Here is a 13,067-nt window from a genome sequence, read left to right on the forward strand (position 1 = left end):
ACAGGACAAATCTCGCGCGGCGGTGCGTGGCCTGGGAGAATACTGTCCTCGTTCGGGCACGGACGCGCGAGGAGGCCTTCCGCAAAGCCGTCGCGCTAGGTCGGCTGTCGAACGGGCACGAGGCATGTGATTCGGATTCCAAGCGGCGTGGGGCGTGGCGGTATGAGGGTCTCACCGAACTTCTGCCGGTCTATGAGAAGCTGGAGGACGGTGCTGAAATCTCCTGGACGGAGCACTCGGGTCGGAGCGTCAAGAAGATCAAGTCGCTGGTGAAGCGGAAGCGGGATCTCGGGGTGTTCAATGATCGTGAGTAGCTGGCTAACCTGCGTTTGCAGCGGACGGCGCTGGCGCGCCGCCGCTGAACCGCTGAGTCGTTAGCTGGGCGGGAGCAGCAATGGCGGATCAGGCGATGCTGTTGATGGGCCTCCGATGGATGTTGTTGCTGTGCGCCCTCGGGTCCTGGGTCGGTTACTTCTACTTCGCACGTCGAATGGTTCGCGGTCGGCAGGGTGGGGTCGCGATCTTCGATCGGCGGTTCGTCTACAACCCTTTCAACATCTGCTTTCGGCCATCGCTCCTCACTGAGTCGGGACTACGCGCACGCAGATGGTTCTTCGCCTGCTGTGCCGGCTTACCGCTGTCCATCCTCGGTTTGGTTTCGATAGGGCGATGACGGGACGCCAGCTAACCCGCGGCTGCAGCGGACCGGGCCGCGTGAGACACCTGCTCGGCCGTGCCATCGTCGACACGAAAGAACAGTGCGCGGCCGCTGAGCCGCCGTGTCGTTAGACGCCCGTAAGAAGATGGTCGACGAGACCGAAGAGACATTCGAGAGCGTTCATCGCCTCATCAAGCACGGGGATCGCCTAGGGGTGCGGGCCTGGGTGTCCGGGGGCGGCGACGTCAATCTCCGCAACAAGTTCGGCTGGTCTTTACTCATGCTCGCGGCTCTCCATGGTCGAACTGACATGATCGAGGATCTGATGGAGGCCGGAGCCAACGCGTACCTGGCGAACGATTTTGGCGACACAGCAGTCGGTCTCGCTCACCTGAAGGGGTTTACGCGAACGGCGGAAGCGATCGAACGCGCGATGGTGCGCCATGGCGTCTAACCCGCGCTTGCAGCGGACGGCCGCGTCGGTCGCTACGCTCCCTCTCGCGCCCGCCGCTGAGCCGCCGAGTCGTTAGGGGGCACTGTGACCGCCACACGCGTGATGTCTGTCCTCGAGCTGGCTCGCATCGGTGAGATCGACCGGTCGGAACGAATCACACAGCAGTACAGGCAACGCGGGCAGATATTGGAGTTGATTGAGGCGGATATCGATGCGCCGCGTTGGGGTCAGCCGGGAGAGGTCACCATCGAGCACCGCATCGAGCAGTGGACGCGCTTGGTGAGCGCAGGTGGCGTGCCGATTGGCGCCTTCGATGGTGACAATCTCATCGGATTCGCGGTCTACGTGCGAGCTACGCCTGAGACCCCAGCACACCTAGCCGTTCTCCATGTGACCAAGCCGTGGCGTCGTCACGGTATCGGTCGTGAGTTGACGAACGAGGTCGTCCGATTGGCCCGTACCGACGGTGCGCGGCGACTGTACGTGTCGGCGACGCCGACGCGTGGGACAGTCGACTTCTATATGAGTCAGGGCTTCAAGCCGCTGGCGACGCCGAATGAACGGCTCTTCGCGCTCGAACCCGATGACATCCATCTGGAGCGCGTGCTGTGACGCGTGCCGGTGCGTCTCGCGCGAGCGCTCACGATCGCGTAGTGCCGCCTAACCATTCGTTGGAGCGGACCGCTCAACTCAGTTGTTGGGCAGACAGGGTCTCGTCGGAGTGATCAGTTCGGAGGGAACGCGATGCTCTACATGGTGATCGAGCGCTTCAAGCCCGGCGCGGCCGCCGAGATCTACCGCCGCCTGCGCAAGGAAGGCCGGCATCTCGTCGAAGGGCTGGAGTACGTGGCCAGCTGGATGGACCTCGACTTCGCCACCTGCTGGCAGATCATGAGGACCGACGACCGCGCCCTGCTCGAGCGCTGGTGCGCGGCCGGGCGTGAGCTGGTCGACTTCGAGATCGTGCCCGTCCGCACCTCGGCGGAGGCCGCCGCAGTGATGGCCGACCGCGACGCGTAGAGATCGCTGCCCAACAACGTGTTGCAGCGGACGGCGCTTGTGCGCCGCCGCTGAACACGCGATCGTTAGGTGGCTCAAGACGAACGGTGCTGCTGTTCTCGCCCGGTCGCTGAAGAGAGAATACCTTGGAACTCACCAACTGGGTGCTTCTGGTCACGGGTCTTGCCGTGCTCGTGATTGGTGCAGATCTGCTGGTGCGCGGGGCGTCGCGACTGGCGCTGCGCTTCGGCATCTCTCCCCTGGTGATTGGCCTGACCGTAGTCGCCTTCGGCACCAGCTCGCCGGAACTGGCGGTGAGCGTGCAGTCCGGACTTGCGGGGCAGGCCGACATCGCCGTTGGCAATGTGGTAGGGAGCAATATCTTCAACGTGCTCGCCGTGCTGGGACTGGCTGCGCTGATCGCCCCGCTCATGGTGCAGCAGCAACTGGTGCGCTTCGAGGTGCCGCTGGTAGTTGGACTGTCCGTGCTGGTCTTCGTGATGGCGCAGGATGGGCGAATTGGCCCGTTCGATGGGCTGCTGCTGGTGGCAGGTCTTGTCGCCTACACCGTGCTTGTGATCCGGCGGACCCGGCGCGAGGTCGCGGCAGTGCAGGCTGAGTATGCGAAGGAGTTCGGCGCCGCTGCCGCGGGATGGCTTGAGCGTCTGCCGGTGCAGATCGTTCTCGTACTCGGAGGATTGGGCCTGCTGGGGCTGGGCGCGACGTGGCTGGTGGACAGCGCCGTGTCCATCGCTCGCGCGCTGGAGATCAGCGAGGCAGTCATCGGCCTGACCATCGTGGCGGCGGGCACGAGCTTTCCGGAACTGGCCACTTCCGTCGTAGCGGCGATGCGCGGGGAGCGTGATATCGCCGTCGGCAATGTTGTCGGCAGCAGTGTGTTCAACCTGTTGGGCATCCTCGGGGTTGCCGCTCTAGTCACGCCGGGCGGGCTCTCGGTAGCACCGGGACTTGTCTTCTTCGACATGCCCGTGATGATTGCGGTGGCCTTTGCCTGCCTGCCGATCTTCGGCAGCGGGCACCGGCTTGCACGCTGGGAGGGGGCTGTGTTCCTGGCTTACTACGTGATCTACGTAACATATCTTATCCTTGCCGCCACCCAGCACGACGCGCTCCGCAGCTTCGGTGCGACCATGCTGGGATTCGTCCTTCCACTAACCGGCGTTACGCTCCTGGTGCTCTGGACGCAGCAACGCTCGCGAGAGACCGCATCTTGAGAAAGTGATCATGGCCGCTGTGTGGAAGCCGCCTAACAACCGGTTGCAGTGGACGGTCCGCTCCGCGGCTCGCCGCTGAACCGGAGCGTTGGGCCTCACAGGAGCGACGCCATGCGTGGTCAATGCCTCTGCGGAGCGGTTGTGTTCGAGGTCAACGCTTCATCACTCAAGCTATACCGCTGCCACTGCTCGCTCTGCCGGCGTCAGAGCGGGACAGCATCGAGTCTCGCCGCGATTGTGCCCAACTCTCAGTTTCGTTGGCTGGTCGGCCAAGACAGGATCTCTTCCTGGAAAAAGGGCGGCGGGTTTCGCTCCGACTTCTGCTCCATCTGTGGTTCACCCGTCCCCAATCCGCTTCGGACTACTCACAATACATGGGTGCCGGCCGGACTGCTCGACCGGGAAGCAAGTCTCAGTGTCGTTGCCGATATCTACCTGAGCTCAAGAGCCGCATGGGATCCAACACAACCAACTGGTGTTCAGCACGAGGAGTTGCCGGAGTTCAAGGTGTTCTTAGGTCTCCTTCGCGGCGAGTGAGGCCTAACCCCTCGCTGCACCCGACCTGCTGCGGCTGGCTTCGTCAGCCTTCGCAGGCGGGTGAGCTCAAACGTTAGCCAGACGCCGTGTGGAGGAGTAGATGCGCACCATGAAGCGTCGCGGATTGCGATCACCCCTCAAGAATGAGTTTACCGCCGTGATCGAACGGGACGGCAAGTGGTTCATCGCCTACAGTCCCGAGATCCCCGGAGCCAACGGACAGGGGCGGACGAAGGCCGAGGCCCGTCAGAGCTTGGCCGAAGCGATCGCCCTGATCCTCGATGATCGGCGCCGGGATGGACTTCGGGGCCTCCCGCGGGATGCCGTGCGTGAGAAGGTCGTCGTCGGGTGAAGAGAGGTGATCTCCTCCGGCACCTTCGGCGCCATGGATGTCATCTGAAGCGGGAGGGCGGGTCGCATTCGTTGTGGGCGAATCCCGGAACCGGCGCCGTCGAGGCTATCCCGCGCCACAATGAAATATCCGATGTTCTGGCGCGGAAGATCTGCCGTGGGCTTGGGGTGCCCGAGATCGGCAAGTGATCGGTCTGGCTAACTCGCGCTTGCAGCGGACGGCGCTGCGCGCCGCCGCTGAACCGCCAGGTCGTTAGACCGCGCCGCTGCGGCGAAGGTGTCTGACCACCGAGCTTTGCTGCTTCCCATCGACGTGTCCTGCCAGCGAGCGCATCGCAGCACGCCCCGAGGACCTCCGTGCCGACCTAACGTCCACTCAGTCACCGAGCAACGATCGGTTGTCTGGGAGGGCAGGCGTGAGCTATGGCGGGCCCACCGGGACGCTGAGACCAAGAACTCATGGCCGACGACATCCAGTCCCGCAGACTCGCCACGATCGTCGCGTTGGACGTTGCGGGATACTCCGCCCGCACGGAGGCGGACGAGGCCAAGACCACGGCCGAGGTGGCAGCGTTGCGGAGCGTGATCGAGGCGATCGCCGCACAGCGCGGTGGGCGCGTGTTCAACACCGCGGGTGACGGTTTCATGCTGGAGTTCAGTTCGAGCGTCGCTGGCGTCGAAGCCGCGCTCGAGCTCGCAGAACGCTGCGAGCCCAAGCTGCGTATCGGTGTGCATCTCGGCGACGTGATCGTGCAGGCGAACGGAGATCTCTTGGGCCACGGCGTGAACGTTGCGGCGCGCCTGATGGCTCGAAGCAATCCGGGTTCGGCTTTGGTGTCGGCCGACGTGCGCCGTACGATCCGGGGCCCGGTGACGGAACGTCTCGTGTCGGTGGGGAGCCTCCACCTCGACAAGATGATGGAGACCATCGAGGCCTTTGCGCTCGGCGACGTCGCGTCGGTTCCCATCCCGGCACCCCCGAAAAGGCGCGAACCGCTTCTCGCCGTGCTGCCGTTCGACAACCTGTCGGACGATCGCGAGATGCAGTTCTTCTCGGATGGGGTTAGCGAAGAAATCATCCAGCGGCTGTCACGCGGGGCGAGGCTCAAGGTGATCGGCCGCACGTCCAGTTTTCAGTTCCGTGGCGAACGCAAGGCGGTGGCTGCGCAGAACCTCGACTGCTCTCATGTCGTGGATGGCTCCATCCGGCGTGCCGCGGGACGCGTACGCATCAGTGCGCATCTGGTCGAGACGGCATCGCGGACGACGCTCTGGTCGGATCGCTACGACCGCGGTCTCGAGGACATCTTCGCGGTCCAGGACGAGATTGCCGAACACATCGCTCGGGCGTTCCATCAGGCGTTTTCCAGCTTCTCGACCAAGGCCGTCGATCCCGAGGTCTACGACCTCTATCTGCGCGCCACCCCGACGTCCTATGCGCCGGACGAGCTGCGCGACCAGGTGCGCCTGTTGGAGACGGTCACGCAGCGCGCGCCCCATTTCGTGGAGGCGTGGGGTCGACTCGCCTACCTGCGGTCCTGGCTGCGCTTGTATCAGTCCTTCCCTGATCGCTCCGCGAGCGCCGCGCTCGTTCACCAGGAGGCAGCTCGCACCCTGGCAATCGATCCCCAGAACGTCGACGCCACGACGGCACAGCTCTTCATCCTCCCACCGTTCGGGCGATTTCTCGAAGGCGATGCGATCGTGGAGCGCCTGCGGCGGACGCAGGGTGCGGGCGACGGACTCCGCTACGTCGGATGGTACCTCCGGACGATGGGTCGAATTCGAGAGGCGCTCGAAGAGGACGAGCGCGCCTATCGTCTCGACATGCTGCATCCGATGTCGGTGAACGTCCTCGCGCTTGGTAGGATGGCCGCAGGACGCATCGCAGAGGCGGTGCCGCTCTTCGAGGACCTCGTGGCGCGCCGGCCCGACATGAGCTTCCCTGTCTCGAGCCTGCTGCGGTGCTATGCCTTCCAACAGGACTGGGCCGCAGTCGACCGGCTGTTGGAGCTGGCGATCAAGCGCAACCTGCGCGAGTTTCAGGCTGGATTGCCGTTCATTCGGACGAAGCGTAATCCCACAAGAGAGAACATCGGGGCTTGGCGGAGTGAGTTCGAAGCGCACGTCGAGAGGACGGGGCGCGTCGACGTCTCGCGGCTGGTGTATTCGGCGCATCTTGGCCTCGTCGAGGAAGCGTACACGGCCGCCGAGACGGCGCAGCTGGGGCCGGCCGGGACCGCTGACGACATCATGGGTCCGGACGCCTACCGAACGTCATTGCTGTTCCAGGCTGGAATGCCCGAGATCCGTAACGATCCTCGCTTCGTGCGTTTGTGCGCACGCCTCGGCCTCGTCGAGTTCTGGTTGGCGACGGGCAAATGGCCGGATTGCGTCGACGAAGTGCCCTACGACTTCAGGTCCGCGTGCGAGAAGGCGCGCCACGTCCCGATCGAGGAGTTTGGGTTCTGAGCTGACGGGGGGAACCTGGCAACCGTCTCGCGGCTGACCAACACCGGCCAGTCTAACAGCCGGTTGCAGCGGCCGGCGCTCTGCGCCGCCGCTGAACCGGAGCGTTGGGCGGCCTTCGGAACGAGCGCCGGAGGGTGAATGACAGAGGCAACGCCGGCCGGTCGCGGTGAAGTTCGAGTACTCCGGGTCTTCGACCAGATTTCTCAGCTCACTCCAGCCGAGCGCTGCCTGCTGCTCTGCGTATTCACCCTTGCTCTGGCCGTCGCGTTCTGGTTGCTGTTGTGGCACGGCTGGCGCTCACCAGAGAGCGCTCCATACCTGAACCACGCGTTTCTCCCGGCGGTCCTTTGGATCCAGGGAGGGTTTATCGGCGCATGGACCGTGCTGCTTGCCTTCGCCCATTGGGCACGGCGGTACGCCCCTCGTTCCCGGGTGCTGGTACACGCGACCTGCCAGCTGACGGCGCTCTTCGCCTTCGCCTCCTACTTCCTCGGTCACTTTACGTTCCTCTACCTCGGCATGGTCATGGGCTACATGGTGCTCCTCGCGGTGCTCTTCGAGACGCGCTCCGTCGCCCTCGCGAACGTCACGTTCTACGCGATCGTCGTCGCCACAACCGTGCTGGAGCAGACGAAGTTCATCCCGTATGCACCGATGTTCGGCGAGTCGCCCGTGGCCGATGGGCACCTCTCGCGACAGTGGATTCTCGGCGTCGGGGGTCTCGCGGTGCTGAACTGGATCGCTTTCCTGCCCCTACTGTTCTACGCGGCAGCGCGTACCCGCGAGCGAGAGGAGAGCCTGACCCGAGCGTCCAAGGTGATGAGTCGCTACCTGCCCAGCCAGCTCGCCCGTCAACTGCTGGCAGGTGAAGCGGTCATGCCGATGCGGCACGAGCGCCGGCGCCTCACGATATTCTTCTCCGACATCGTCGGTTTCACGGATATCGCCGACGAGCTCGAGCCCGAGGACACCTCCCGCCTGTTGAACGAGTACGTGGCCGCAATGGCCGAAGTCGCCGACCGGAGCGGGGCGGCTCTCAACCAGATCATCGGCGACGGCCTCCTGGTCATCTTTGGAGCGCCCGTGGCGACGAACGACCAGGACCACGCGCTTCAGGCGGTCGGGATGGCGCTTGCGATGCAGCAGCGAACCTCCGCGCTCCGAGATCGCTGGAAGCAGCAGGGGCTCGAGAAGCCGTTCGCGGTTCGCATGGGCATCAACACCGGCTACGCGACCGTGGGCGATTTTGGATCGGAAGGTCGTGTCACGTACACCGCGATCGGAACTCAGACGAATCTCGCAGCGCGCATAGAGGAGATCTGCGAGCCTGGTGAGATCTGGATCAGCCACAGCACGTGGGTGTTATGCCGCGACGCGGTCGATTGTGAGGAGAAGGGCGAGGTGGTGGTGAAGGGCATCCGTAGTCCAGTCAAACTGTATCGTGTGCTCGACGGAAGGAGGCCGGCAGCGTGAGACGGAGCTATCGACTGTATTCCGAATGTGCAGAAGGCTTCCTGTGCTCTGCCGCCCAACCAGGCGATGCAGCGGCCCCGCGCATGAACAGCGAACTATCAATGCGACCGCCGGTGGGCGCGAGCCGCTGATCGCCGGGTCGTTGGGCCTCACACCCAATTCCGAAACTCACACCCGGAGGACCGAGCGATGACGAAGTACCTTGTCTCCTTCCCCGGATCGGCGATGGACATCTCCGACGAAGACATGGCTGCCGTCGGCGAAGCGGCACACGCGGTCATACGAGAGGCGAAGGATGCCGGCGTCTATGTGTTCGGCGGTGGTATCAACGAGGACGTCGCGCCGCTGATGGTCGCCGCGGACGGCAGCGTCACGAACGAGACCTACCCGCAGACCAAGGAGTTCGACGGCGGCTTCTGTGTCCTGGAACTCCCGTCGCGCGAAGCCGCCGTCCGATGGGCCGCGAAGATCGCCAAAGCCTGCCGCTGCTCGCAGGAACTCCGCGAGTTCGGGTACGACCCCGAGAGCTGACCGGCGAAGTCGCAGCCGATTTGGTCGGTCGGCGATCAGCTCGGCCGTTGTCGCATCGGCGGGCGGGTTCGGCTCGCGAGAGTTGCTTGTGCTCTCTCGCCGCCGCACAAGTCGGCCGCCGCGATGAGTCACTTCGAGCTAGTCGATGGAGCGAGTGTCTGATAGCCTGCGCTGCGGCCGCAGGTGAGCGGCAAGACGTTGGACGGCGCCAAGAAGGAGGTGCAACGCGCGATGGACCTCCCGGTGATCCCGAAGCATATGGCACTGGTGAACGTCGACCTGCAGAACTGCTTCGTCGATGGTCCGCTCGCACCCGCAGACGGCCTCGCTGTAGTGGACCGGGTTAATCGCATCGCTGCGGTTTGTCGCTCCGCAGGAATCCTCGTCGTCCACACGAGTCATGTCTTCCGACCCGACGGCTCGAATGCCGGGGTCCTGCGAGAGACCGCTCCGGACGTCATCGATGGCAAGCTTCTCAACAAAGGCACAGCGCTAGCGGGGCTTCATCCGGCACTTCGCGTCGATCCTCGCGACATCCTGCTGGAGAAGCCGCGGTTCGGAGCATTCCACAGCACCGATCTCGAGCTGGTACTCCGGGGACGCGGGATCGACACGATCATCATTTCGGGCATCGCCACCAACGTCTGCTGCGACACGACTGCGCGAGAGGCGATGGTTCGCGACTTTCGCGTGTTCTTCCTGAGTGACGGAACAGCCGCGGCCGCCATGGGAGGTGCATCGGCGGCGGAGCTTCAGAAGGCCACACTCGCGACCCTCGGATTCCTGTTTGGCCAAGTGCTCACGGTCGACGAGATGATCGTGAAGATCCAACGTGCCACCGGCGCGGAGCCGGTTTGATCGCTGGTGGACAGCCGCGCCGTCCAACAGACCGCTGAAGCTGTCGGCCGCGGGCTTCAGCCGCGCGGGCGGCCGTGCTCGACGCGAGCCGTGGTAGGATCACACACGGCCGCAGCTTAGCGGCCATCCGTTTGCCAGCGCGAATACGTCACGTATGAACGAGCGAAGGAGTCCGAACGGAAAGGCGATCATGATCGATCCGACGGCTCAGTCGGCGAACGACCGTCTTCCAGCGTTCCTCGCTCGACCGACAGGCGCGCCGGTCTACCACGGCTTTCCTCTCGTCGAAGAAACGAGAACCGACGGATGGTGCTATGGTGCCATTACGGTCTTCGCAGAGCCGGGCGGTTGTGTTGCAGGCGATGGATTCGTCGTGGCACCCGATGGGTCTCGGGCGGGCTTGGTGTGGTCGGTCGGAGACTTCGAAACGAAGGTCGTGTGCGAAGCGACTCCGGATCGCTGGGGAGTCTATTCGATCGCATTCCCACGAGCGATTCGTACAGTCGATGACTTGAAGGACTGCTTCTGCGCAGTGCTGCCCGAGTTGAAGGCCATCCATGACCAACATCGTGGGCGCGCAGGCTAACGCGCGGTTGCAGCGGCCGGCGCTGCTGCGCCGCCGCTACGCCGCCGAGATACAGGGCGGACACAGCATGGGTCTCTCTGCGATCGCGGTGAGAATGATCCTCGCGGGCATGAGTCTGCTCCCCTTTGGATGTTCGCGCACCGATGAGCGGGTGCCTGTGACTTCCATCCAGATGGAAAACGTCGCGGAGGCGGTCCGAAGCTACACCGCCGAGTTCGGTGGTCCTCCAGCCGGCGATTCGGAAGCGATCATTCGCGCACTACGCGGCGAGAATCCGCGAGGGCTGCGATTCCTTCAAAGTCGCACGGGTGAGAAGGCTGCTGAGCTGTTGGACCCGTGGGGCACTTCATATGACGTGGCGGTGGTGGCGGGCGCTAGCGTGCGTGTGCGGTCAGCAGGGCCCAATCGCACCCTAGGCGATGGGGATGATCGGGAGATCAACGAGCGTCTGGAGCGAGGAGCATCATGACGAGCGAGCAGCCCAACCCGCGCTTGCAGCGGACGGCGTTGCGCGCCGCCGCCGAACCGCCCGTTGGAAAGCGCCCTCTTGATGACGAGGAGCGTTAGCGAGGAGCACATGAACGACAGCTCCGAGGCGGCGTATCAAGAGATCGAGTGTCGCCTTGCCTCTTGGGCACGCGATCAGAAGGATGTCCGTGCTCTCATCGTCGTCGGGTCTCGCGCGACGCCGAATGCCCCCCGCGACTCATTCTCGGACCTGGACGTGCTGCTCGTGGCCGGGCGGCCGAGTTCGTACGTCGATGAGGTGAGCTGGCTCGAGCAGATTGAACATCCGTGGTTGACGTACGTCATCCAGACACCGCTTGGAGGGCGCATCGCGAGGGGGGCAGTGTTCCGTGAAGGCCGGGTAACCGTCGACTTCGCGGTCGTGGGGAGGTGGAGCCTTCCCGGCGCCATGGTACTGCTCGGTGCCTTGTCACGCTTTCCAGGCATCGCCTCATGGTTGCCTTCGCTTCTCTCAAATCAGCTGGCCGCGTTGTCGGGCATGCTGCGGGCTGGGACGCGCGTGCTCGTGGACAAGGACGGCGCCGCAACGCGGCTCGCCAGAACGACCGTATCTTGGCCGCGGCCCACGCGGCCCAGCGAGCGGGAATTCGCCGGCGTCGTGCGCACCTTCTGGGGGTCCACCTTCTGGACCGCCAAGAAGCTTCTGCGAAGAGACCTCTGGCGTTGCACCGAAGGGAGGCGCGATGTCAGGCAGCTCCTGCTTCAGATGGTCGAGTGGCACGCCCGGGCGATTCACGGGTGGGACTACGAGACGTGGTACCTCGGCCGCTACGTCGAGCGGTGGGCCGATCCGCGAATCGTGCGAGCTCTTCCCTCCTTGTTCTCGGGCTACGATCTCACGAGTCAGCAGCGCGCTCTCGTCGCCACAGCGAATCTGTTTCAATGGATCTCTGACGAGACCTCGGCGCGGCTGGGCTTCTCCTCGAACGTGCCCCACGAGGAGTATCGATGCGCGCTCGAGCTGCTGGCATCGCCATCGGCAGAGATGTCCGACTCAACCGGCGCCGTCTAACAGGCCGCTGCAGCCGCCGAGCGGCGCGGGCAGAGCCAAGCTGATTCGTGGCGTCGTGAGCGCCATGCGCGGCCGCAGCTTGGCAGCCATGCGTTGGGTGGCCGACACGTGGGGCCCGAAGGCGCGCACATGAAGCCTGGACTGCCAGGCCGGCTCATGGAGCGAGTCCTCTTCGCCCTTGTATGGTTGGGCCTGACACCGCCGCGCTGGCCCTGGGGCTCATGTGGAACCGTCATTCTCCAGGTGAAGGGCCGTCGTTCCGGTCAGGTTCATTCGGCCTTGGTCACATGGGCGGAGTTCCGCGGTGACCGCTACCTGGTCGTGATGCCGACCAAGGAGCCGCAGTGGGTGAAGAACATGAGAGCAGATGCTGGCCGCGTGACGCTTCGGCATGGATGCCGCCCGAGTCATGTCGTTCTACGGGAAGTGCCCCGGGAGCAGCGGGCGGCGATCCTCCAAGTCTGGTACCGGACGACGAGCATGTCCTCCCATCCGCGACATCACTTCGGGATCGCGGCCGACGCGGACATCGAGGACTTCGAACGGCTCGCCGAGAGCCACGCCGTGTTTCGATGCGAAAAAAGCGAGAGAACGTCATGACGAACGACATCGAACACTTCTCGGATGGAGTCTTCCCCCGGGTGTCGAAGAAGATGGGCTACCAGTGCGTGCGTACGGAGCAATGGAAGTACATCCACTACGTCGATCTCGATGGAATGGACGAGCTCGACGATCTGCACGTCGATCCGTTCGAGATGACCAACGCAATCGGCCGGCCGGACGCACGGCCGACGTAGGAGATACAACGATGGTCGAGCGCCCCTCCGATGGCCAGGAACGACTCCTCCGCGCGGCGTTTCTCGCTGGCGCCATCACCGATGCCCTCGCACTCGGGCCGATGCTCGTTCCGCAGCTCGGCCAACTTCTCTGGGGGTTCACGGATCTGAGCGGCCCTTACAGATTCGCGATGGGATATGCCGCGTCGCTGATGCTCGCATGGACCGTCCTTCTCCTTTGGGCGTACCGTGATCCACTTCCCAGACGTTTCGTCGCGGCACTCACCGTGCTCGTCATCTACGGCCTGATCGCGACCGAGATCATCGCCGTGCGTTCCGGTCATCTCGAGGCGTGGCGCATGGTCCCCACGTGGGTTCTCCAGGCGTGTCTGCTCGCGCTGTTCGCTGGCGGTTACCACTACCCGTTGTTCCGGAGGCACGTTGCGGTCTAACACGGCGCTGGAGCGAGCCGCCCGGTGACCGTCGAGCCACGTTCAAGCGACGCCGTTCGGCCGGCCGCTCAACGGCCCGCTGGGAGGTAGCCGCGTCGGCGGCGGAGACTAACGGGGAAGGGGCTTGCCACGGAATCGGGAAGGG

At 64.3% G+C, this 13,067-nt stretch carries 16 protein-coding genes; all 16 read left to right on the forward strand.

Going from position 1 to position 13,067, the window contains the following annotated elements; translation table 11 throughout:
• The coding region (locus VMS22_14625; GenBank protein ID HXJ35264.1) for a DUF4288 domain-containing protein at nt 1-314 on the forward strand (314 nt) is incomplete at its 5' end.
• A 489-nt stretch (nt 315-803) separates the two neighbouring features.
• Nucleotides 804-1,112 (forward strand): ankyrin repeat domain-containing protein, encoded by a 309-nt coding sequence (locus tag VMS22_14630; GenBank protein ID HXJ35265.1) that lies wholly within the window; start codon nt 804-806, stop codon nt 1,110-1,112.
• Between the two features lie 84 nt (nt 1,113-1,196).
• Nucleotides 1,197-1,724: a GNAT family N-acetyltransferase gene (locus VMS22_14635; GenBank protein ID HXJ35266.1), complete on the forward strand. Its 528-nt coding sequence runs from the start codon at nt 1,197-1,199 to the stop codon at nt 1,722-1,724.
• A gap of 132 nt (nt 1,725-1,856) precedes the next feature.
• Nucleotides 1,857-2,132 (forward strand): DUF3303 family protein, encoded by a 276-nt coding sequence (locus tag VMS22_14640; GenBank protein ID HXJ35267.1) that lies wholly within the window; start codon nt 1,857-1,859, stop codon nt 2,130-2,132.
• A 125-nt stretch (nt 2,133-2,257) separates the two neighbouring features.
• Entirely contained in the window at nt 2,258-3,346 is a 1,089-nt protein-coding gene (locus VMS22_14645; protein HXJ35268.1) for a calcium/sodium antiporter, read from the forward strand.
• A 111-nt stretch (nt 3,347-3,457) separates the two neighbouring features.
• Nucleotides 3,458-3,883, forward strand: coding sequence for a GFA family protein (locus VMS22_14650; GenBank protein ID HXJ35269.1), 426 nt, complete (start codon nt 3,458-3,460; stop codon nt 3,881-3,883).
• A 100-nt stretch (nt 3,884-3,983) separates the two neighbouring features.
• Complete coding sequence (locus VMS22_14655) at nt 3,984-4,235, forward strand: type II toxin-antitoxin system HicB family antitoxin (protein ID HXJ35270.1); 252 nt, start codon at nt 3,984-3,986, stop codon at nt 4,233-4,235.
• Nucleotides 4,232-4,423, forward strand: coding sequence for a type II toxin-antitoxin system HicA family toxin (locus tag VMS22_14660; GenBank protein HXJ35271.1), 192 nt, complete (start codon nt 4,232-4,234; stop codon nt 4,421-4,423). The genes VMS22_14655 and VMS22_14660 overlap by 4 nt, the downstream gene beginning before the upstream one ends.
• Before the next feature lie 270 nt (nt 4,424-4,693).
• Nucleotides 4,694-6,706 carry a hypothetical protein gene (locus tag VMS22_14665; GenBank protein HXJ35272.1) on the forward strand — a complete coding sequence of 671 codons (2,013 nt, stop codon included), beginning with the start codon at nt 4,694-4,696 and terminating at the stop codon, nt 6,704-6,706.
• Nucleotides 6,707-6,844: 138 nt separating this feature from the next.
• Nucleotides 6,845-8,179, forward strand: a complete 1,335-nt coding sequence (locus VMS22_14670; protein HXJ35273.1) for an adenylate/guanylate cyclase domain-containing protein — start codon at nt 6,845-6,847, stop codon at nt 8,177-8,179.
• Between the two features lie 189 nt (nt 8,180-8,368).
• Nucleotides 8,369-8,710, forward strand: a complete 342-nt coding sequence (locus VMS22_14675; protein ID HXJ35274.1) for a YciI family protein — start codon at nt 8,369-8,371, stop codon at nt 8,708-8,710.
• Between the two features lie 183 nt (nt 8,711-8,893).
• Nucleotides 8,894-9,568, forward strand: coding sequence for an isochorismatase family cysteine hydrolase (locus tag VMS22_14680; GenBank protein HXJ35275.1), 675 nt, complete (start codon nt 8,894-8,896; stop codon nt 9,566-9,568).
• 557 nt (nt 9,569-10,125) lie between these two features.
• Complete coding sequence (locus tag VMS22_14685) at nt 10,126-10,623, forward strand: hypothetical protein (protein ID HXJ35276.1); 498 nt, start codon at nt 10,126-10,128, stop codon at nt 10,621-10,623.
• A gap of 108 nt (nt 10,624-10,731) precedes the next feature.
• Entirely contained in the window at nt 10,732-11,694 is a 963-nt protein-coding gene (locus VMS22_14690) for an aminoglycoside 6-adenylyltransferase (GenBank protein ID HXJ35277.1), read from the forward strand.
• 596 nt (nt 11,695-12,290) lie between these two features.
• Nucleotides 12,291-12,491 carry a hypothetical protein gene (locus tag VMS22_14695; GenBank protein ID HXJ35278.1) on the forward strand — a complete coding sequence of 67 codons (201 nt, stop codon included), beginning with the start codon at nt 12,291-12,293 and terminating at the stop codon, nt 12,489-12,491.
• Nucleotides 12,492-12,502: 11 nt separating this feature from the next.
• A complete protein-coding gene (locus VMS22_14700; GenBank protein ID HXJ35279.1) occupies nt 12,503-12,922 on the forward strand; it encodes a hypothetical protein in 420 nt (139 codons plus the stop codon).
• The last annotated feature ends 145 nt before the right edge of the window (nt 12,923-13,067 follow it).

It is taken from the genome of Candidatus Eisenbacteria bacterium (genome assembly GCA_035577985.1).
In the GTDB taxonomy this organism is placed as follows: domain Bacteria; phylum Desulfobacterota; class Binatia; order DP-6; family DP-6; genus DATJZY01.

Bases quoted from the DNA above. Each gene is read 5' to 3' on its own strand.
- VMS22_14630 (HXJ35265.1), top strand. From the start codon at position 804: ATGGTCGACGAGACCGAAGAGACATTCGAGAGCGTTCATCGCCTCATC.
- VMS22_14640 (HXJ35267.1), top strand. From the start codon at position 1,857: ATGCTCTACATGGTGATCGAGCGCTTCAAGCCCGGCGCGGCCGCCGAG.
- VMS22_14650 (HXJ35269.1), top strand. From the start codon at position 3,458: ATGCGTGGTCAATGCCTCTGCGGAGCGGTTGTGTTCGAGGTCAACGCT.
- VMS22_14655 (HXJ35270.1), top strand. From the start codon at position 3,984: ATGCGCACCATGAAGCGTCGCGGATTGCGATCACCCCTCAAGAATGAG.
- VMS22_14665 (HXJ35272.1), top strand. From the start codon at position 4,694: ATGGCCGACGACATCCAGTCCCGCAGACTCGCCACGATCGTCGCGTTG.
- VMS22_14670 (HXJ35273.1), top strand. From the start codon at position 6,845: ATGACAGAGGCAACGCCGGCCGGTCGCGGTGAAGTTCGAGTACTCCGG.
- VMS22_14675 (HXJ35274.1), top strand. From the start codon at position 8,369: ATGACGAAGTACCTTGTCTCCTTCCCCGGATCGGCGATGGACATCTCC.
- VMS22_14685 (HXJ35276.1), top strand. From the start codon at position 10,126: ATGACCAACATCGTGGGCGCGCAGGCTAACGCGCGGTTGCAGCGGCCG.
- VMS22_14690 (HXJ35277.1), top strand. From the start codon at position 10,732: ATGAACGACAGCTCCGAGGCGGCGTATCAAGAGATCGAGTGTCGCCTT.
- VMS22_14695 (HXJ35278.1), top strand. From the start codon at position 12,291: ATGACGAACGACATCGAACACTTCTCGGATGGAGTCTTCCCCCGGGTG.
- VMS22_14700 (HXJ35279.1), top strand. From the start codon at position 12,503: ATGGTCGAGCGCCCCTCCGATGGCCAGGAACGACTCCTCCGCGCGGCG.